The sequence below is a fragment of the Gordonia sp. NPDC003950 genome, from assembly GCF_053605205.1.
The window spans coordinates 120,624-140,276 of record NZ_JBSGIT010000015.1; the positions used below are offsets into that span (position 1 = coordinate 120,624).

Annotated in this window: 16 protein-coding genes and 1 pseudogene; 11 read left to right on the forward strand and 6 right to left on the reverse strand. The window is 65.3% G+C overall.

Annotated features, from left to right (window positions below; genetic code table 11):
• Window positions 1-23: 23 nt before the first annotated feature.
• The gene (locus ACWETB_RS15020; protein ID WP_452211951.1) at window positions 24-1,565 is read right to left on the reverse strand and encodes an alkaline phosphatase family protein; all 1,542 of its coding nucleotides are present in this window, start codon (window positions 1,563-1,565) and stop codon (window positions 24-26) included.
• 138 nt (window positions 1,566-1,703) lie between these two features.
• Window positions 1,704-2,365, reverse strand: a pseudogene (locus ACWETB_RS15025) (alanine:cation symporter family protein); the annotation flags it as partial.
• A 532-nt stretch (window positions 2,366-2,897) separates the two neighbouring features.
• Here ACWETB_RS15025 and ACWETB_RS15030 point away from each other — a divergent pair.
• Entirely contained in the window at window positions 2,898-3,542 is a 645-nt protein-coding gene (locus ACWETB_RS15030) for a TetR/AcrR family transcriptional regulator (protein WP_452211953.1), read from the forward strand.
• Between the two features lie 48 nt (window positions 3,543-3,590).
• Here the strand turns inward: ACWETB_RS15030 and ACWETB_RS15035 are convergent, their stop codons facing one another.
• On the reverse strand, window positions 3,591-4,487 hold the full coding sequence (locus tag ACWETB_RS15035; RefSeq protein ID WP_452211955.1) for a hypothetical protein: 897 nt from the start codon (window positions 4,485-4,487) through the stop codon (window positions 3,591-3,593).
• A gap of 145 nt (window positions 4,488-4,632) precedes the next feature.
• On the opposite strand from ACWETB_RS15035, the gene ACWETB_RS15040 reads away from it, so the two are divergent.
• Together ACWETB_RS15040 and ACWETB_RS15045 are read left to right on the forward strand one after the other, a co-directional pair.
• Complete coding sequence (locus tag ACWETB_RS15040; RefSeq protein ID WP_452211957.1) at window positions 4,633-6,084, forward strand: dihydrolipoyl dehydrogenase family protein; 1,452 nt, start codon at window positions 4,633-4,635, stop codon at window positions 6,082-6,084.
• 157 nt (window positions 6,085-6,241) lie between these two features.
• A complete protein-coding gene (locus tag ACWETB_RS15045; protein WP_452211959.1) occupies window positions 6,242-7,606 on the forward strand; it encodes an MFS transporter in 1,365 nt (454 codons plus the stop codon).
• Between the two features lie 326 nt (window positions 7,607-7,932).
• On the opposite strand, the gene ACWETB_RS15050 is transcribed toward ACWETB_RS15045, so the two are convergent.
• Window positions 7,933-8,583: a GPR1/FUN34/YaaH family transporter gene (locus tag ACWETB_RS15050; RefSeq protein ID WP_452211961.1), complete on the reverse strand. Its 651-nt coding sequence runs from the start codon at window positions 8,581-8,583 to the stop codon at window positions 7,933-7,935.
• Between the two features lie 254 nt (window positions 8,584-8,837).
• Here ACWETB_RS15050 and ACWETB_RS15055 point away from each other — a divergent pair, with 254 nt between their 5' ends.
• From ACWETB_RS15055 to ACWETB_RS15065, 3 genes are read left to right on the forward strand one after another with little or no spacing between them, the layout of a single operon-like run.
• Window positions 8,838-9,272 (forward strand): MarR family winged helix-turn-helix transcriptional regulator, encoded by a 435-nt coding sequence (locus tag ACWETB_RS15055; protein WP_452211963.1) that lies wholly within the window; start codon window positions 8,838-8,840, stop codon window positions 9,270-9,272.
• Window positions 9,273-9,295: 23 nt separating this feature from the next.
• Window positions 9,296-10,996, forward strand: a complete 1,701-nt coding sequence (locus ACWETB_RS15060) for an MFS transporter (protein ID WP_452211965.1) — start codon at window positions 9,296-9,298, stop codon at window positions 10,994-10,996.
• 10 nt (window positions 10,997-11,006) lie between these two features.
• On the forward strand, window positions 11,007-11,351 hold the full coding sequence (locus ACWETB_RS15065; protein ID WP_452211967.1) for a DUF2200 domain-containing protein: 345 nt from the start codon (window positions 11,007-11,009) through the stop codon (window positions 11,349-11,351).
• Window positions 11,352-11,366: 15 nt separating this feature from the next.
• On the opposite strand, the gene cynS is transcribed toward ACWETB_RS15065, so the two are convergent.
• Window positions 11,367-11,819 carry a cyanase gene (gene cynS, locus ACWETB_RS15070; RefSeq protein WP_452211969.1) on the reverse strand — a complete coding sequence of 151 codons (453 nt, stop codon included), beginning with the start codon at window positions 11,817-11,819 and terminating at the stop codon, window positions 11,367-11,369.
• A 682-nt stretch (window positions 11,820-12,501) separates the two neighbouring features.
• On the opposite strand from cynS, the gene ACWETB_RS15075 reads away from it, so the two are divergent.
• Both ACWETB_RS15075 and ACWETB_RS15080 read left to right on the forward strand, forming a co-directional pair.
• Entirely contained in the window at window positions 12,502-13,734 is a 1,233-nt protein-coding gene (locus tag ACWETB_RS15075; RefSeq protein WP_452211971.1) for a hypothetical protein, read from the forward strand.
• Window positions 13,735-13,945: 211 nt separating this feature from the next.
• Entirely contained in the window at window positions 13,946-14,305 is a 360-nt protein-coding gene (locus tag ACWETB_RS15080; protein ID WP_452211973.1) for a hypothetical protein, read from the forward strand.
• A gap of 283 nt (window positions 14,306-14,588) precedes the next feature.
• On the opposite strand, the gene ACWETB_RS15085 is transcribed toward ACWETB_RS15080, so the two are convergent.
• On the reverse strand, window positions 14,589-14,777 hold the full coding sequence (locus ACWETB_RS15085) for a hypothetical protein (protein ID WP_452211975.1): 189 nt from the start codon (window positions 14,775-14,777) through the stop codon (window positions 14,589-14,591).
• Window positions 14,778-15,917: 1,140 nt separating this feature from the next.
• Between ACWETB_RS15085 and ACWETB_RS15090 the strand changes: the two genes are divergently transcribed.
• From ACWETB_RS15090 to ACWETB_RS15100, 3 genes are all read left to right on the forward strand, one after another.
• A complete protein-coding gene (locus tag ACWETB_RS15090; protein ID WP_452211977.1) occupies window positions 15,918-16,694 on the forward strand; it encodes a hypothetical protein in 777 nt (258 codons plus the stop codon).
• On the forward strand, window positions 16,691-17,224 hold the full coding sequence (locus ACWETB_RS15095; protein ID WP_452211979.1) for a hypothetical protein: 534 nt from the start codon (window positions 16,691-16,693) through the stop codon (window positions 17,222-17,224). Before ACWETB_RS15090 ends, ACWETB_RS15095 begins: the two co-directional genes overlap by 4 nt.
• Before the next feature lie 174 nt (window positions 17,225-17,398).
• Window positions 17,399-19,576: an AAA family ATPase gene (locus tag ACWETB_RS15100; protein WP_452211981.1), complete on the forward strand. Its 2,178-nt coding sequence runs from the start codon at window positions 17,399-17,401 to the stop codon at window positions 19,574-19,576.
• Window positions 19,577-19,653 lie beyond the last annotated feature (77 nt).

Consider the following 19,653-nt stretch of genomic DNA (forward strand, 5'->3'; position numbering starts at 1 on the left):
CCTGAGTAGATCACGGCCGGTGCTCAGATCACCCCCGTGGGTGCTCGCCGGGTGCCGGGCTGCTGGGTGGGCATGCGATTGGGTGGGACCGGGTACGGTGCGCCTTTCCCCAGCGTGCCCGCGGCGATGTTCGGCCCGCATTGCACCAGGGCGTTCTGGGCGGCGGGGACCGGGTCGCCAAACCGTGGCCGCGCACTGTTGGGGGCGCTGCCGAAGTCGAAGGCCGAGGTCATGTCGCCGACGACGGATCGGCGCCACGCCGTCAGGTTGGGGACGTCGACACCGAAGCGCTTCTCGATGAGGCGCAACTGCGAGGTGTGGTCGAATCGTTCGGTCGCCACCAGACCGCCGCGGCTGTAGGGGGAGATGACGAAACACGGCACGCGATATCCGAGACCGATCGGTCCGCGGATGCCCTTCGACGACGACACCTTGTTGATGTCGGGGACGCTGAGGTATTCGCCGGGCGTCCCGGGCGGCGCGGTGGGCGGGATCACGTGATCGAAGAATCCGCCGTTCTCGTCATAGCTGATGATGAGTGCGGTTTTCTCCCACACCGCCGGGTTGGAGGTGAGGATATCGAGGAGTTGCACGATGCCGACGGCGCCCAGTGCGGCGGGAAGAGCCGGATGTTCGCATTCCATCGCCGGCGGCACCACCCATGACACCTTCGGCAGGCGGTTGGCCTTGACGTCGGCGGCGAAGTCGTTGGGGTAGGTGGGATCGATTCCGCGGCGGGCCAATTCGGAGTCCGGGTTCCGGGCCTGGGTGAAACAGCCCATCATTCCGTCGAGGATGACCGACGACACCGGTCCGAGATCCTTGTTGTTGTAGATCTTCCAACTCACGCCGGCGTCGCGCAGGTTCTCCGGCATGGTGCGCCAGCTGTAGGCGAATTTCGGTATGAGAGTGGGTGTTTCGACGAGAGGTCCACCGTGGTGGCCGTCCGGGTCCAGTGTTGCGCTCATCCAGTACAGCCGGTTGGGGTCGGTCGGACCGAGCACCGAGCAGTGGTAGGCGTCGCACAGGGTGAAGGCCTCGGCGAGGCTGCGGTGGACCGGGATGTCCTCGCGTTCGTAGTAGCCCATCAGGGCCGGCGCGTTGTCGGGGCCGACCGAGTCGATCGACATTGGCAGCCAGCCGTCGTTGCGACCGTGATTCCACGCCTGGTGCAGTCCGGCCCACGAGTGATCGGGATCGTTGATGCACTCACCGTCGAGATTCGCGTCATGGGTGGTGTCGAGCCGGAACGGCATGGTGTGGCCGGTCGGGGTCGGGCCCACCCCCGGCGCCCAGCCCCGCTGTTTCCACAGTGGCGTCGATTCCCCGAAACCCCGTACCCCGGAATAGGTTCCGAAGTAGTGGTCGAATGACCGGTTTTCCTGCATGAACAGCACGATGTGCTCGATGTCCGAGAGAGAACCGCTGCCGCCGGGATCAGCCGACGCGTACGCCTTGTCGATGATCGGCGCTGCCCACGAGGTCAGCAGTGCGCCCCCACCGACGGCGGCGACACGATTGAGGAAGTCTCGCCGGGAATATCCGGCGAACGGGACATTGGGCACGCGCGCTCCTCGTCTGCGACGGTTGCACCGGGCTGATGGCCTTCATCTGATGGCACGTGGTGCTCACCGAACGGTGAGTCTAGACCCGACCTCGCCCACGTGTGGATGAAGCCGGGACGAACATCCAGCGCCGGTCGATCAGACCACCGAATCCGTCCGCTCCGTCGACGAGTCGACCTTGTCCTTCTCCCAGAAGGTCGCCCCGACGATGCCCAAGGCAACCGGGTCGAACTGCGGGTCGATGCCGGTCTTCTTCTGGCGTTCGTAGTCGCGGAGTGCGGTGAACGCGGGCTGCTGCAAGATGAGAATGCCGACGATGTTGAGCCACGCCATCAATCCGACACCGATGTCGCCGAGAGTCCAGGCGTCCGTCGCCGTCGACACCGCGCCGATTGCCACCGACACCAGGATCAGGCCTGCAGCAGCAGGGTGGCGTTGCTGCCGAGGGTGCTGCGCAGCGGGCGCACGTATATCGTCGACGCCTTGCCCATCAGGAATCGGAGGTTGGTCTCGGCCATGTAGTAGTAGGCGATGATCGTCGTCAGGCAGAAGAACAGCAGCGACACCGCCACGAACGACGAGCCCGCGCCGCTCCACAGGGTGTCGAATCCGGTTTGGACGAAGGTGGGCCCCACCTCCGCGTCGGCGGGCAGCACGCCGCCTTCGGCGATGACCGCTCCGCTTTCCGATTCGCCCTCGAACACCCGGTACGCGCCGGTGGACAGGATGAGGAAGCCGGTGGCCGAGCAGACGAACAGGGTGTCGACGTAGACGGCGAAGGCCTGGACGAGCCCCTGCGGTGACCACGACGGCGACAAGGCCATACCGGCCGGTGCCGTATCGCGGGAGATCTGGGCGAGCGGTCCGATTCCGAAGGCCGCCACCGGCGGTCGCTCGGCACGGGGGCGGGTGAGCAGGGGCACGATTCCGGCGAACAGATGATCCACCGCCACCACATCCACGTCGTCGTCGGCGAGAATCGAACGGACACCGGCCCATTGATCGGGAATCGGGTGAATGAAGGTGTGCTGCAACTGGTATTGCGACAGTGCCACTCCCGTGTGGCGGTGGAGATCAGGGAGGTATCCGTCGAGATCGCGTTCGTCGAAGTCGGCGCGGCCGGTCAGTGGAACGAAGTCCATCCCGGCATCGCGGGCGTTGTCGGCGAAGCGGGAGCCGGTCAGCATGATCACGCGGTGGCCGGCGGACACGCCGTGACGGCCTGCGGTGAGCATCGGCGCCACGTGCCCGTACAGCGGATTGGACGCGAAGAGGAAGGTCGCCATCGGGTTCCTAATCAGATTTGATAGCCATTCAAGTTAGAATTGAACCATGATCGGGGCGGATGCGGGCGACATCAGACGTTCCTATGACGCCGCCGCTCGACGAGCGCGCGGTGACGCCGATCGGGCCAAGACCCGAGACCGCATCGTCTCGGCAGCGCAGGATTTGTTCATCGCCAACGGCTACCGGGCGACGTCGATGGCGGCCATTGCGGCTGCCGCCGGTGTGTCGTCGCAGACGATATATCTCGCCATCGGAACGAAAGCCGCAGTGCTGCAATCGGTGTCGGATCACATCATCCTCGGTGGGGAGGCCGCGGCGGTGGTGGATCTCGGCTGGGTACACCGGCTGGCCGCCGAGGATGACCCACACGCACAGTTGCGCATCCTCGTCACCGAACTCGTCTCACTGGCCGAGCGGGCCGCGCCGATCTGGCGGGTCACCCAGCAGGCGGCGGCGGAGGAACCGGAGTTGGCCGCCGCCTGGCGGCGGCATGAGGAGGGGCGACTGGCCGATCAGCGCGCGCTGGTCGGGCTGCTCCGCGGCCTCGCGGTCTCGCCGGAACGCGCGACCGACATCATTCACGGTTTCCTGAGGCCCGACCTCTGGCAGGTGTTCGGGATCGAGCGGGGCTGGAAGCGTGACGAAGTCGAGGAACTTGCGCTCGATCTGCTTGCCCACCTGCTCCTCTGAATGGCCCGCACCGTCCGCATATCGGGTCGGCCACTCTGGGGCGGGTGGTCACTGACCGGCGCGGCGGATCGCGGTGCGAAGGCGTGCGAGGTCGCCGCTGCGCCGGCCGAGGACGAGCCACAGGATCGCGAGATAGGGCGTGATCGCCGCGGCGATGTACGCGCGTGCATGCCCGGGAAGGAGGTCGTCGATGACCTGATCCCGGGGCACGCCGTCGACGTCGGCGGGCAGCCAACTGTCGAGCAGCGTTCGGGTCAGCGACACCGGTTCGAATGGCCCGACGGAGCCGGCGAGATAGAACGAGATGAGCGTGATGACGAATGCTCCGATCGACGCGGTGACCTGCACCTGCGAACCGAGAATGGTCGAGACACTTCGCATTGCCTCCATGCTGAAGCCGAAAACGAGTGCCAGGAGGAGACAGGCGATCTGAGCGCTGAGCAGTTCTTCGAGGACGGAACTCTCGTCGTCGCTGGACTGCATGGCCGGAAGGGCCAGGGCCAAGGACACCAGGCCCGAGATCAGTGCGACCAGCGTGACGCTCGAGGTGGCATTGTTGATGCGCTGGAACGACGCTTGCGCCGCCTGTTCGGTGGTGGCGGAGGCCGCCTTGGGCGAGACGTGGTACACGATAAGCACCACCAATCCGGCGATGACGATCGACAGCATCCAGGCGACAGCACTGGTGGCGACCCCGGCCAGGGCGAACGACCCCACCAATGGTCCGAACGCCGCATCGGAGATGAGGCGGGTGCCGATCAGCGGCAGCACTCCGACGACGGCGATGACCAGCCCGCTCGCCAGCAGGGGCCCGGAGAATTCGGTGAGATCGAGTGCGTCGAGGTCGGGGTCCTTGCCGCGGATCACTCGCCATTCCGCGGTCATCAATCGGCCGGTGCCGCGCAGCCAGTGTGTGCGACCGCGCGGTCGGTCGGGCGTGTTCATGGTTGATCATCATGCCCACGAGGTGCCGTCGAGGTGCTGTGGACACACCGTCCTCGCCCGGCGGGACCGACCCGGAGGGCGCGCGGTGGGCCTGCCGCAGGGTTGAATCGGCGGGTTCTGCGGAGGTGTGGCCTACCGTGGAGTGATGACCACTTCGGAGAACTCCCCGTCAGAGATCTACGACGTCATCGTGATCGGCGCCGGGCCGGCGGGTGAGAACGCCGCCGACTACGCCATCCGCGGCAGTGATCGCACCGCCGTCATCATCGAGGAGCAGTTGGTCGGCGGTGAATGCTCGTACTGGGCGTGCATGCCGAGCAAGGCGCTGCTGGGTGCCGGGGCGGCGCTCGATCACGCAGTGGCGTTGCCGGGTTCGCGTGGACGGGTCAGTACGTCAGTGCCCGAAGCGTCGGCGCTGCTGGACTGGCGGACCCGGATCGCCGGACGTGACGACACCGGCCAGGCGCAATGGCTTGATTCGGCCGGGATCGAGCTCATCCGCGGACACGGGCGCATCGTCGGAGAACGGGTCGTCGACGTCGATGGCCGTACGATCCGGGCGCGTGAGGCGGTGGTTCTGGCGACCGGGAGTACCGCGCTGATCCCGCCCATCGCGGGGTTGGCCGACGCCTTGCCGTGGACGTCGCGGGACGCGACAAACCTGCTCGAGGTGGCCGGTCGGATCGCGATCCTCGGCGGTGGGGTGGTGGCCTGTGAGGCGGCCACCTGGTGCACCGATTTGGGCGCGGCCGTGACGATGGTGGTGCGCGGTGAGACCCTTCTGCCGTCCATGGAACCCTTTGCCGGACAACGGGTCACCGAAGGATTGCGCGAGCGCGGCGTCGACATCCGGTTCGGGTCCACCTTCACCGAGGTCTCGCGCCCGGACGTCGCCGACACCGGGTACGGGCGCATCCACGGCGGACCGGTCGCGGCAACGATCGCAGATCACGACGGACATGCGGAAAGGCTCGAGGTCGACGAGATCCTGGTTGCCGCGGGGCGAGGGCCGGCCATGGCGGGACTGGGACTGGATTCGATCGGTATCGATCCGTCGCGGCCGCTCGACGTCGACGATCACCTCAATGTCGCCGGGCATGACTGGCTGTACGCGGTCGGCGACGTGAACGGCCGGGCCCCGCTGACGCATATGGGGAAGTATCAGGCGCGGGTGGTCGGTGATGTCATCGCCGCGCGCGCATCAGGGGCGGCACTCGACGATCGCCACGCCGCGACGTCGGACCATGGGGCGGTCCCACAGGTCGTCTTCACGCGGCCGCAGGTGGCGTCGGTGGGGGTCACCGAGGCCGCGGCTCGGGCGGCCGGCCACGCGGTGACGGTGTCCGACCTCGACATTGCCGTCGCCGGGTCGGCCCTCGAGAGCGAGGACTACCGCGGGCACGCGACATTGGTGATCGACGGCGATCGTGACGTACTCATCGGGGCCACCTTTGTGGGGCCCGACATCGCCGAACTGCTGCACAGTGCGACGGTTGCGGTGGTGGGGGAGGTTCCGCTGTCGCGGTTGTGGCATGCGGTGCCCGCGTATCCGACGGTCAGTGAGGTGTGGCTGCGCCTCCTGGAGAAGCTGCGCTGAGTGAACCTTGGTGACCGGTCCTACGGTTGTCGCGATGAATCGATCGACGGAATCGAACAAATCGGACCTGGTCAAGACTGGGTAAAACCCAGATGTGAGTGGGACCACAACTCGGGAGCATTGTCTGCCAGACCACCACACAACCTGGAGGCAGCCCATGAGTTCCCCGTCAACCTGGTCCGGCCCGCAGCACCGCAGCAGCGTGCTCTGGATCGTCACCCTGGCCACCATCGCGATCGTCTTCGACGGTTACGACCTCGTCGTCTACGGCACCGCGCTGCCGATCCTGCTCGATGACCCCACCCAACTCGGGAACCTGAGCGCGGCCACTGCCGGTGCACTCGGCTCGTATGCGCTGGTCGGGGTGATGATCGGCGCATTCATCGCGGGTGCCTTCGGCGATCGGGTGGGGCGGCGCCGGATGATGCTGTTCAACATCATCTGGTTCTCGGTCGGCATGGGTGCCACTGCGTTGGCGCACAATCTCGTCACCTTCGGCGTTCTGCGGTGCCTCACCGGCATCGGCATCGGTGGCCTGGTCGCCACCGTCGGCGCCATGGTGGCCGAGTTCGCGCCGCCTGCCAAACGCAGTCTGTTCAACGCGATCGTCTACAGCGGCGTCCCGGCCGGCGGTGTCGTGGCCGCTGTGTTGGCACTGCTGTTCGCCGACCACATCGGATGGCGTGGACTGTTCTGGGTGGGCGCACTTCCGCTGATCACCCTCTTGCCGGTCGCCTGGTTCAAGATGCCCGAGTCGCCGCGTTGGCTGGTGGCCCGCGGCAGGATTGCCGAGGCGCAGGCCATCAGCGCACGTACCGGTATCCCGATGCCCGCCGAGGAATCACCGGCGGTGCCGAGCGTGGCCAGGGCTGTTGCCCCGTCGGAGAAGGTCGGGTTTGCCGCGCTGGCGACACGTCGGCTCGCCGTACCCACCCTGCTGCTGGGCCTGATGAGCTTCGCGGGACTCCTGCTCACCTACGGACTGAACACCTGGCTGCCGCAGATCATGAAATCGGCCGGGTTCAACGCGAAGGGGTCCCTGTCGTTCCTGCTGGTGCTCAACGGTGGTGCGATCGTCGGCGGCCTGATCGCCGCCCGTCTGGCGGATCGTCGTGGGCCGCAACGGATCGTGGCCACATCCTTCTGCCTCGCCACCGTGGCGCTGGTATGCCTGACGGTGGGATTCCCGCTGCCGGTTCTACTCGCGGCGGTCGCCGTGGCGGGCGTCGGCACCATCGGAACCCAGGTGCTCATCTACGGCTACGTCTCCAATTTCTATCCGACCAGCGCACGGGCCGCGGGCGTGGCCTGGTGCGCCGGTTTCGGCCGCTTGGGCGGAATTGTGGGACCACTGATCGGCGGTGTGCTGATCGGCGCCGGGATTTCCTCCAGCGTCGCCTTCTACATCTTCGCCGGCATCGCCTTGGCGGGGTCGGTGGCAACCATGATGGTGCCCTCACGTGGAGCCCCGGAAAGCCCTGTGGCGAAGCGTGATTCGCTGCCGCTCGCCACGGCGGAGTGACGGATCGTGTTCTGACCTGAGTGTTGCTGCTCGACCCCGATGTTCGCGTCGGGGTCGAGTTGTGTGTGGCGTCCCACGTCGAAAGAGCTTGTGGGGCGACCGTTCCGCTGGTCCAGCGCCCTGATTTGTTGGTCGAGCCATCATTCCGCTGGTCGAGCACCCCATGTTGTTTGTCTCAGTGCAAGGTTTGTGGTGTCACTTCGGTGGTGGTTGGGAGTGGTTCTGCCCACAGCGACAACGCCGCCGCGCCCGATCGGGACGCGGCGACATTGTTTGTGCTGCGGGAAGGGCGCTCCTGCAGCCACACTCATTGTGTCCGTTTGCGGTCATCCACCGAGAACGGGGCGGCCCATCGGCAGTGCACGGCCACCTGTGGACGTCGACATCGCATCGAAGAACAGGTATGCCCCGACGGCTGCGAAGGCAAAGACCACCCAGCCCGCGGCGGTCTGGACGGCGGAGCTGCCCTGCGCGGTTGCGATCAGAACAAGCACGAGCGCGAGGTCGATCAGTGCGAACAGCAGCGTGAATGCAGCGGGAAGTCGGAGGGTGGCCAGGGTCAACAGCACAATCACCACCAACCACGACGTGAGGAACACCTCCTGCGTCGCGACGGCGTTGTCGGCCCCGACGCCGTACCAATTGTGCGTCAGTCCGAGAACCAGGGCGGCATAGCTGAACCAGAACCCGGAGAAGATGCCGAAGATCGCGGCAACCGCATTCTGGCCGAGAGACGATGCCCATACCGCGGCGACGAGCTGACCAACACCGGTGGCCGCCAGAATGATGGGAATCGAGGCGCCCACCGCGGTGGCAGGGACGACACCGATGAGCACCATGCCCAACGCGACCGAACCCACGATGAACGTCGGTACTCCGACAGTGGCGGGGTTTCCGGTCGGGGCGGGTGCCGGTTCGGATGGAGGTGCGGAGACATCCGCGATCAGATCCGTTGGGGCCACGACAACGTCAGTCATGAGAAGTCCTTTGCGAGAGAAGGGCATGCGTGGTGATGCCCACCGGAAACGTAGGACCCGGGTGTCGTAGATCACAATGGTCTGCGTTATGAACCATCCGCGCACTGTCCGGTGGGGTAGTGGGTCAGCGCACCCGTTGTGCGGGAGTGCACCTGATCGCGCGTGGCCAAAGGGGTGGGCGGTGTCCGAATTGTGCGTGCTGGGCCGTTCGGGAGATTCGATCAGGGGAACCTGATAAGCCTAGGCTGATTAGCATGGCTAATGATGTCGTGATCGATCTGGCGTCTGATCTGCGCATCACCCTGGGAGCGTTGATCCGTCGACTCCGCCTGCATCGCAGCCCGGATGATCCCACCGTGCCCGAGACCGCGGTCCTGGCCCGGCTGGACCGCTACGGTTCGACGACGTCGGCGGAACTGGCCCGCGGGGAGCAGATCAGCCCACAGTCGATGGGTGCCACCATCGCGACGCTGCTCGACCGCGGGCTGATCACGCGCGCACCAGACCCGAACGATGGGCGGCGGGCGGTTCTGTGCCTCAACGACGTCGGCCGTGCAGCGCTGTGCGACCGACGAGATCACCGCACCCGTGCACTGGCGGCCGCGATGGCCGAAGTCCTCACCGAGGACGAGGTGTCGGCGATCGGTGCCGCACTGCCACTGCTCGCACGCCTGGCCGACGCCCTGTGAGCGCGGTGTCGACCCCGGAAGGGGTGACCGCCGAAAACGATTCCGGGTACCGGTGGGTGGCGCTGTCCAACACCACGGCGGCGGTGTTCATGTCGGCGCTCGACGGGTCGATCGTGATCATCTCGTTGCCGGCGATCTTCCGTGGCATAGGCCTGGATCCGTTGGCCGCGCAGAACATCGGCTACCTGCTGTGGATGATCATGGGGTACCGACTGGTGCAGGCCGTCGCTGTGACCACCCTGGGCAGGCTTGGCGACATGTTCGGCCGGGTGCGGATCTACAACGCCGGCTTTGCAGTCTTCACGGTTGCCTCGATTCTGTTGTCCTTCGACCCTTTTCATGCTTCCGGGGCCGCCATCTGGTTGATCGTCTGGCGTCTTCTGCAGGCGCTCGGCGGGTCGATGCTCACCGGCAATTCCGCCGCGATCCTGACCGACGCGTTCCCGGCGGATCGACGCGGATTCGCACTGGGACTCAATCAGGTTGCGGCGCTTGCCGGTCAGCTGAGTGGATTGGTGCTCGGCGGACTGCTGGCCGCGTGGGATTGGCGAGCGGTGTTCTGGGTGAACGTGCCGATAGGTCTGTTCTTCACGGTGTGGGCATATCGGAAGCTGCGTGACAATGGCGAACGGCATCCCGGCAGGATCGATTGGTGGGGCAATGGCGCCTTCGCCATCGGGTTGTCGGCGATACTCATCGCCATCACCATCGGACTGCAGCCCTACAACGGGCAGACGATGGGATGGGGCAACCCGGTGGTGATTGCCCTCCTGGTGACCGGTGTGCTCCTCCTGATCGTATTCGTCGGCATCGAGCGTGGTGTGGCCGAGTCGATGATCGAGTTGTCGCTGTTCAGGATTCGTGCTTTCACCGCCGGCAATCTGGCCGCCCTGTGCGCGTCTCTGGCGCAGGGCGGGCTGCAGTTCGTGTTGATCATCTGGCTGCAGGGAATCTGGCTGCCGCTGCACGGCTACGACTACGCCGATACACCGCTGTGGGCCGGAATCTTCATGCTGCCGTTGACCTGTGGCTTCTTCGTCGCGGGACCGTTGACCGGGATGTTGTCTGACCGGTTCGGCGCACGGGGATTCGCCACGGTCGGCATGGTGTTCTTCGGGTCCAGCTTCATCGGTCTGCTGTTCTTGCCGATCGTGTTCCCGTACTGGGCTTTTGCCTTGCTCATCGCGCTGAACGGAATCGGCACGGGCATGTTCGCCGCTCCCAACACCTCGTCGATCATGGGCAGCGTACCGGCGCGCTATCGCGGGGTTGCGTCCGGTATGCGGGCCACCTTCCAGAACTCCGGCACCGCATTGTCGATCGGGGTGTTCTTCTCGTTGATGATCGTCGGGCTCTCGGCGAACCTGCCGACGACCATGTCGACCGGACTGCAGGATCAAGGGGTCCCGGCGACAGTGGCCGACAATGTCGCGAACCTGCCGCCGGTGGCGTCGCTGTTCTCGGCGTTGCTCGGTGTCAATCCGATCGATCACCTGCTTGCCGACACCGGTGTCCTCACCACGCTTCGTCCCGATCAGGTCCAGACACTGACGGGGCATGAGTTCTTTCCCGGCCTGCTGTCGGGGCCCTTCCACGACGGCCTCGTCATCGTCTTCGTCGTATCGATCCTGCTGTCGGTCTGCGCAGGGGTGGCGTCGGTGTTGCGGGGCGCGCCGCAGCGACCCGAGCCGGTTGAGCAGACCGCTACGGCGGCAGCTCGGTAGGCTGCGGGCTGTGAGCCACCGCATCTTCACCATGAGCTTTGCCTCGGTCTATCCGGCCTATCTCGCCAAGATGGAGAAGAAGGGTCGCACCAAGGCCGAACTCGACGAGGTGATCGAGTGGCTCACCGGCTTCGATGATGCGGCGCTCGCCGCCCACCTGGAGAGGGGCACCACCTTCGAGGACTTCTTCGCCGCCGCCGCGATCAATCCACACGTGTCGCTGATCACCGGATCGGTGTGCGGCGTGAAGGTGCAGGAGGTCGAGGACCCGCTGATGCGCAACATTCGTTACCTCGACAAGCTCGTCGACGAACTCGCCAAAGGACGTCCAATGGAGAAGGTGCTTCGGGGCTGAATCCGGGGCCCATGGTCACCAGCGGTAGTCGAGGAACTTCCCGTCGAAGGTCACCACGACACGATCCCCGTCGGGGTCCGCTCGCCGCGCGAAGTCGACCCTGAAGTTGATCGCGCTCATGATGCCGTCACCGAACTCCTCGTGGATCAGTTCCTTGAGGGCAGGACCGTAGACGGCCAGCGCCTCGTGGAAACGGTAGATCGTCGGATCGGCCGCGGCCGACTCATCGGCCACCCGCGTCGGTTGGCGCACAAGGCTCTCCAGGACGCGGTCATCGAGGCCGAGGGTCGCGCAGACGGCCACTGCCTTGTCGGCGGGAACCGGGTGCGATCCGAGTAGCGCCGACACAGTCCACACCAGCGGGGCGTCGATCCGCTCGGCGATGTCTGCCCAGGTGAGTCCCTGCCGGATACGTTCGGCAATGATCAGTTCGGCGGCGTCGGACTTCGGCATGATCGGGCTGGGCATGAGGCCTCCTCGGTGGACAGTCGGTTCTGTCAACCATGACCAGCACGACGATTGTTGTCCACATGAGGGAGGACGATCTGTTGTCCACTGAGGCATGTGCGTGCACTGTGCCCCCAGTCGGACTCGAACCGACACTGTGCGGATTTTAAGTAAGGCCAGTCCGCTCAATCCGCGCCTCGGCTACCAGCGCCGACGGTGAGCAGTTCTCGGAATCACCGCTGGTGAGGCGCTATTTTTCGCTACCTATGGCGCAGTAGCGGCCACTGGCCGATCACCGCTGAATCACCCCCGCGCGCCGGGGTGGTGCCGGGGTGGCAGCCCTTCGCCGCCGCTTCGCTGCCAGCTGTGGCAGCCCTGGCGCACCGCCCCGGCGTAGGCCTACCCTGGCAGCCGTCAGGGCAGTACGGGCCGCAGGTGGCGGCTCAGCCCTCGGGAGCGGGCCTCTCGTCGCAGTTCCGAAGCCGCCGCGCGGCAACGCAAAGTGAAGAAGGTCTCCACCGGGTTGGCGTTGTCGCCGATTCGCCGATCTACTCGCGGGCTGGCTCCGCGCGCAAAGTGAACATTGTTTCGGTCAGTGGCCGATATCTGCCGGGCAAGCGTCCGCGGATTGACCGCCTATCCTCGCCGCGCACCGCGCGGGCTCCACGACACAAGCGTCGTGGCCGACCGAAACGAGAACACAATGACCACCACAGCACCCATCACCCCCGCGCACTGGAACACCCGCCCCTCCTTCGCGCGGCCACCGCGCCCCGGCGAGCCGAGCGCCGACCCCCGCCTCGGGCTGTTCGCGTTCGGCGCGGACCCCAACGCCGTCGGTTACTCCACCGCTGGCGACGTGTTGGTCAACCAGACTGTCGACGGGGTCGACCTCAACACCATTTGGGGCCAGGCCGCGCAGGCAATGCAGTTGTGGAACAGCAAGCGCACCGCCTTGGCTGCGTTGATCAGCTACCCAACCGTAAACGTCGGCGACGCGATCCCGCAGACCATCGGCGGTGACCACTTTGAGGAAGCCTCGGAATTCGGCGAGCCGACCGGCCTGCGCGCCGAACCCGACGCGCTGATCCTCGGTTACGACTTCAAAGACAAAGACCTGGCTTCGCGTTTGACGTGGAGGTTCCTGAGAAGCGCTTCGGCAGAACAGGTTCGCAGTGTGATCGACCGCGCCATGGAGGCCGACAACCGCCTAGTTACGGGAACCCTTCTGCGGCAACTGTTTACGCCCACCGCACGCCAGAACGAGATGGGCCAAACCGTGTACGGACTCTACAACGGAACCGACGGCATGGTGCCGCCACCGTACGCGGGCCAGACGTTCACTGAACTGCAGAGCCATCTGTTGGTCAGCGGGAACACTGCCCTTGATCCAGGCGATCTCACCGACGCCATCAATCAGGTGCGCAGCAAAGGATTCGGCATCGACGCCACCGCGCGGCTGATCGTGTTGTGCCATCCCAACGAAGCCGAAATCATCTCTACGTTCCGTGCGGGCGTGGAGACCAACGGCGTTGCCAGCAAGTACGATTTCATCCCGAGCGCCTCGGCCCCAGCGTATTTGACTGAAGACAATGTCGTCGGGCAGGTCGCGCCCGGCGAGTTCGGCGGTTTGGAAGTGCTGGGATCGTTTGGGCCAGCTTGGATTATCCCGTCGTACTTCTTGCCTTCCGGATACATCGCCGTCGTGGCGACCGGCGGACCCAACAGCAACCGCAATCCCGTTGCGTTCCGTCAACACCCGAACGCGAGTTACCAAGGGCTGCGGATGATTCCGGGACGAGACCAGCGGTACCCGCTGCAGGACAGCTTCTTCCAGCGTTCCTTCGGTACCGGGGTGCGGTATCGAGGCGCGGCCTGCGTGGTGCAGATCAAGGCGAGCGGCCCGTACGAAGCCCCGACGTGGGCGTGGTCATGACGGCTCCCCGCGCGGACGTCCCGGACTTCGGCCCCGAGGCGTCGGAGATGTCGTGGGGTCCGGGTAACGTGCCCCCTCGTCTGGAAGACGCACCACCGAACCAGGGCGGGGTGTATCGCGGCAAAGCGCCTCGCCTCGACCCGGATACGGGTTCGGGCCTACGCGCCTTGGCCGGCGAACTCGACCAACGCCGCCGTGGAGGACGGGCGTCGTGAGTGCGGGCCGGGTGTATCGGCGTGACCGGCTGGGCCGGTTTTCGTCGGCGGGAACCAAGGTAGCCAGCGCTCTTGCCGAAGCCGAAGCCGCCTTGAACCGCGCCGAGCAAGGCGTGCGCGAGATCAGAGCGGCACGGCAGGCCGCCGCTCGCGACCGGCGAACGGTTCGCCGTAGCGCGGTAGCTGGGGCGACCGTCGGCGCGTTGGTCCCGGCCCCGGCCGGAGTGAAGGCCTCGGGCGTGGGATCGGCGGTGTTCGCCGCTGGCACCACCACGGCCGGATACAAGATCGGTAAGGCGGTCGGCCGGGCGACCGTGGCCTCTCGGAGCGCCGCAGCAGGCCGCAAGGTGCGCTGAGACGCGCCCACCCACACCAGGGCACCCCACAGTACGGCTACCCGGCCCACCGACCCGCCAGACCACTCAGACACCAACCACAACCGCGCGCCCACCAGTAGTGGCACACCGGCGCGCCACATAGACAGCGGGTCGACTTGTCCCCGCGAGTGGCAGTAGACGTGTCCTGCCGCGCCGAACGAAGGCACTGCCGCTGGCGTGGTGACCGCCTTCGTTCACACCGGCCCCGTCAGCAACCTCTCCCGGCTGTTGGCGGGGTCGGTCTATGTGGTCCGGGTAAGACTTAGATTAAGGGCAGGGTCTCGGTTCGGCCGCCAAGTATGTCCGCAACTTTCAAGCAGACGGGGCGGGTGTCGCAGTTAACCATCCAGTTGCCGCCCTCTACGAATCCGTACCCATCAAGCATCTGGCCGACGTCGCGATAAAGCTCGGCTTGGTGTTCCTTGTTGGCATCCGAGCTGAACACCATCATGATCAGCTCCTTCGTGCCGCCGGTGTCCAATTGAAGGGTGCAGTTACCGGCGCTCGCCGAGTTGATGCCGCCAGAGCTTCGCCTGTATCCAGTACAACCCAGACCGCCCGCGTCAAGGTCTGCATAGATGCCGTCTGCGGTCTCGTATGTCTGGAGCCCTGAGCGCGGAAACGCTGGCGTGGGTGAAGGTCGCTCGTGTCCCGATTGGCTACCGCTGCAGGCAGCGATCAGTCCGACGGCAATGAGCGCACACGCACCAGCAAATGCCCTCTTCATTTTTCGCACCCCTAATTATCCGCAATAGCCGTTATGTCGAGTATCCAACGCTACGCGAGGGTGTTCGGGTATCCCTCGACTGAACTACGCCACCGCGGCCTAAACGGACCGTAGTCCGGCGAAAATGAGAAGAACTCGCAGCCACTGACGGACTCCCGACTCGCGAACGTCCGTCAGCGTTGACGTGAGGCCATCGTACGGGCGAATCGGTTTTCACCTCAAAACCAGATGTTCGGGAAGCGATTGCTGCACAAAGGCTTCCATGCTGTTTGCTGTTGCGCCGTAGCCGTGGCCAGTGGCATAGTGGGTGTTGCCAGCACCGGGTAGGTGTTGGTGGCAGAGCACTGAGATGCAAACCAGACTGACAAGAGACTACGTGGCTAATCGGGTTTCCCCCCGAGACAAACCTGTTCAGCGCTGCCCCGCTTGATCGCGGACGGCCATCCCGTACGGCCAACATAGGCGGGAACCAGAGGGAACCACATAACCCGAATGGAGACATTCGCGGTGGTCCTCGGTGCCTTGGTCTCGTCGTGAATGCTCCTGACAACCGGAGGTTCCGATGTCGCAAGCTTCTGCGCGGCCACAAGCCGCAAATCCTGCTGTTCCACAGCATCTTCCACCTCGTCGTCGGCCGATCGATCGTGACGAGCTTTCTAATCTACCTACCCGGCAAGGCCGTCCGGGAGCCAAGGCGTTCTTTGCCGAGATCGGTGTTCACGGCATCACCGACACCCGCATTCGCACGGCCACTGAGGGCGGTACTCTACGGCGCTTTAGGATCGCTGGTCACAACTGGTACTCCGATCGTGACCTGTGGGATTGGCTGATGACCTTGGCCAGCGGTGGTCAGGGCGGTGCGGCGTGAGCGCCCCGTGGCAGGCGAACTTCGCCCAGTTTCCGGCGCTGGTCGCTCTGCGGAACAACCACCACGAAGCGCTGTTCGAGGGCATCCGAAGTAACCCGTTGGTCGCGCAGATTCGTAAGGCGCAGTTCACTGATCACGTACGTCGTCCGGGCGAGTACCGGCGGCGTTCTCAGAACGCCCGTCTGCTTCCCGAAGTAGCCGAGGCGCTGGATCGGGTTCGGGAGATGCCGGTGGAACCGTTCGGGGCGGTGGGCTCGTTCTGGCTGTCGAACTGCGGCCGACGTACCCAGAGAGACCGCGACCCGTCGCGTCCAGCGCAGAGCTACGACGACCAGCTGAAAGCAATCACGTTCGAGCAGTTTGTCAAGGAGATTGGCCCGCAAGCCGAGCTAGAACTCAAACGCCGCGAACGCGACTACAACCGGGCGGCCGAAGTGGCCGAGGCTGGTGGCAGCCCTATCGCCACGGTGGTTGTCTGCAGTCCGCGCGACGGCATCGGCCGGGAGTACCTGGTGCCGCAAGAGTGGACCCGTGACCGCGTGGTGCGGTATGTGACTCGCTCCGAGCGCTTTTGTGGCTGCTTGTTCTGCGGCCACGACGGAGACATGGACACCTTCCTCCAGGTCGACTGCGGCGCGGTGCGGAGAGCGCTTCCCGTCTGCTCGACGTGCGAGTCGCGTTTGCAGGTTGCCTCGGAGCACGGGCTCGACTTCGAGCTGGCCTGGGATGACTGGCATCAAGCTGTCGGCTGGCCCGACGATAGGTATCTATGATGAGCCGGGTTGTGGCTGGGACCGCGATAGTGGCCGGGGCGCTGGGTGTTCGACCCGACTTGTTTCTGGGATGGGCGGTGCGGACCCGCCGCCGGTGGGGTGTGTCGGTTGTGGTGGACCAGTACGGCCGCGAGTGGCCGGTGGGCGATGACGGCGTGGAGTTGCTGGAGCCCAACACTTTCCGCCTGATAGTGGGCGTGGTCGACGGGGTGCGGTACCCGGCTGCGGTGTGTGGCGGGCTTGCGCAGTGTGTGTCCGTGGTGGCTGAGATGGGCGTGGAGCCCGCCGTGGCGGTGGGCGGCGTACCCGTTGGGGTGTGGCCCATCTCGGTCGATGCAGCGGCTTTGCGGCCTGTCGACGGCACGGAACCACGAACTGGTGACATCGATGTCGGGAATGCGGCGGAGCCGCCACTCAATCCCATTGAGCGGCGGCCCCAGTTCCATGCGGAGAGTAGCGGAGAGCTCTTCTCGTTGTCGGCGGACGCCGACGATGCAGCATACCCGTTGCCGGGCCGTACAACCCGCTGAGAGGCGCGAGAACGCCCGCCGCTGGAATCTGGTGAACCACGGCGGGCGTCTCGACCCCCTACAAGCACCATTTACGAAAGGCTCACGCCAAAGATGCAACACCATACTAACCCGGACGGGCCGTCCTCGCCAGCGCGTAAACCGCAGGAGCGCAACGCTATTAGAGATGTCGCGTTGGCGTGGCGCGATCTTGGTGCCTCTCCTATTCCGGTCCGGTTGCGTGGGCAGAAAGAGCCCGACGTCACCACGTGGAGTGAATACCAGGTCGAGCAGCCGTCCAGTCAGCAGATCGAGGAGTGGTTCGGCCCCAAGCGAGGGATCGGGATCGTCACGGGTATCGGCGGCATAGAACTGCTGGAGTTCGAGAACGAAGTCGCATGGACCCAATGGTGTCGTGCGATGGCCGATGCCGGGCACGCCGAGGACCTTCGCAAAATCTGCGACGGCTACCTCGCCCAGAGCGGCGGCGGTGGCTATCACTTGATCTACCGCACCGACGAACCATCCGGCAACGTCAAGCTCGCGAGAACTGCATCGGGTCAATCGTGTGCGCGGTATGTCGAGTGGAGTGGCGAGCACGACTTCACGGTCAAGACGTCTGATGTGCTCATTGAGACGCGCGGCGTCGGTGGGTATGTGGTGGTCGCTGGAGGTGATGCGGACGTGCACCCCACTGGACAGCCGTACCGGCGCATCCGTCTGCCCGAACACTACGTTCATCCGTTTCCGAAGCTACGCATCGTGGACCTTGACGATCACCAGGGCAGTGGACGGATAGTCAGCGCTGATACTGCTGATGATCGGGCTGCGCTGTCGCCGGCTCCGGATCATCTGCATCACGTGGACGCTGAGCTCCGCGACGTCATGTTCTCGTTGGCCCGGCAACAGAACCAGCGTGAACCCAGGGCGCAGAAGGGTGAGCGCCGCTCGCCGTTGAGTCGGCCTAACGGGCAGGGGATGCCGGGCGCTCGTCCTGGGGACGCGTGGATGGCAGTGACGACGTGGGACGAGATTTTGGAGCCGCACGGCTGGCGACGCGACCACAGCACGGCCGAGAGCGACCGCTGGACGAGGCCAGGAAAGGCGTCGGGAACCAGCGCCACCACCAACTTCGCCGGGACCGGATTGTTATACGTGTTCTCTTCGTCGACGGTGTTTGAGACTGGCGACGAGCAGGCCTACAGCAAGTTCGGTGCGTACGCGCAGCTGAACTTCGACGGCGACATGGAAGCCGCCGCCCGCGATCTGGTGGAGAAGGGCTTCGCCGATCCGCTTCGCGCGGAGGCCGACACCTGGGAGCAACGGGTCGTGCAGTTGGCGGTCGAGGCTGAGATGCGGATGGAGGCTCAGGAGCTCGCCCGTCGCAACCGGGCGGCGCGAGACTGGCGACTGCCGACGACTCGTAGTGGTCTCACGGCGATCACCGATCCGGCGGTGGAGCCCCCGCATCTGGTCGAGGGGTTGGTGATTGGTGAGGGCGTGACGTTGCTGTCGGCCCAAAACAAGGCCGGTAAGTCCACCGTCGGAGTGAACGTCGTCAAGGCCGTGCTCTACGAACAGCCGCTATTCGGCAAGCTGGCGACACATCTGCCGTCTGAGTCGGCGGTGGGTATCTGGAACGCCGAGGTCGGTACGGCAACGTATGAGAAGTGGTGCCTCGAAGCCGGTTTGTTTGCCGACGAAGCCAACGCGGCGCGGGTGCACTTTTATCACTGCGTAGGCGATGGCGTGGACATTCAGTCGCCGCAATGGCGCGAATGGGCCGTCGGCTGGCTGCGCGAGAACAACATCAAGCTGTGGTTGCTTGATCCGCTCTCCAAGATCATGCAGGGCAATGAGGACAAAGCTGACGACGTCAATGCTTTTTGGAGGGCGTTGCGCGAGATCATGAAAGAAGCGGCGTGTCCGGCTGCGTTCGTCATCCATCACGCCGGGCACGTCGTAGAGGGGATGCGGGCCCGTGCTCGCGGCTCGTCGGCCATTGAGGGCGACCCCGAGGTGATTCTGTCGTACGAGCACAACGGCAAACCGGGTGACTTTCCGCCGGACGACCGGCGTTACCTGTCGGGTGTTGGCCGCATTGACGTAGTGGACAAACTGAACCTCGACTACGACCACCCAACGCGCGCACTGCGCGTCAGCGGAGACTCGGCAGGCAAAGTCGGTGACCAGCAAGTCAGACTCGACCGCGAGGTGGCGCGGACCGCGTATCGGCTTCTTGGCGATCTGGCGCGCGAGGGTAAGGACGAGTTTCTGTCGCAGGTCGCGTTGAAGAAGGCCGTGCCAGGCAACGACAGAGCGATCGAGGCTGCGATCACACGGTGCCATGCCCGCGTGGCGTGTCCCCCGTGAACCGGTCCGGGCTGTTCTAGAGTCCTGATTGCCCTGATGAGGGCGGAGAAGGGACGATAGGGATCATGGCAGGACGG

Excerpts from the sequence above, each read along its gene's own strand:
- ACWETB_RS15040 (WP_452211957.1), top strand. The coding sequence starts at position 4,633 with ATGACCACTTCGGAGAACTCCCCGTCAGAGATCTACGACGTCATCGTG.
- ACWETB_RS15050 (WP_452211961.1), bottom strand. The coding sequence starts at position 8,583 with ATGACTGACGTTGTCGTGGCCCCAACGGATCTGATCGCGGATGTCTCC.
- cynS (WP_452211969.1), bottom strand. The coding sequence starts at position 11,819 with ATGCCCAGCCCGATCATGCCGAAGTCCGACGCCGCCGAACTGATCATT.
- ACWETB_RS15075 (WP_452211971.1), top strand. The coding sequence starts at position 12,502 with ATGACCACCACAGCACCCATCACCCCCGCGCACTGGAACACCCGCCCC.
- ACWETB_RS15055 (WP_452211963.1), top strand. The coding sequence starts at position 8,838 with ATGGCTAATGATGTCGTGATCGATCTGGCGTCTGATCTGCGCATCACC.
- ACWETB_RS15030 (WP_452211953.1), top strand. The coding sequence starts at position 2,898 with ATGATCGGGGCGGATGCGGGCGACATCAGACGTTCCTATGACGCCGCC.
- ACWETB_RS15045 (WP_452211959.1), top strand. The coding sequence starts at position 6,242 with ATGAGTTCCCCGTCAACCTGGTCCGGCCCGCAGCACCGCAGCAGCGTG.
- ACWETB_RS15085 (WP_452211975.1), bottom strand. The coding sequence starts at position 14,777 with ATGATGGTGTTCAGCTCGGATGCCAACAAGGAACACCAAGCCGAGCTT.
- ACWETB_RS15095 (WP_452211979.1), top strand. The coding sequence starts at position 16,691 with ATGATGAGCCGGGTTGTGGCTGGGACCGCGATAGTGGCCGGGGCGCTG.
- ACWETB_RS15035 (WP_452211955.1), bottom strand. The coding sequence starts at position 4,487 with ATGAACACGCCCGACCGACCGCGCGGTCGCACACACTGGCTGCGCGGC.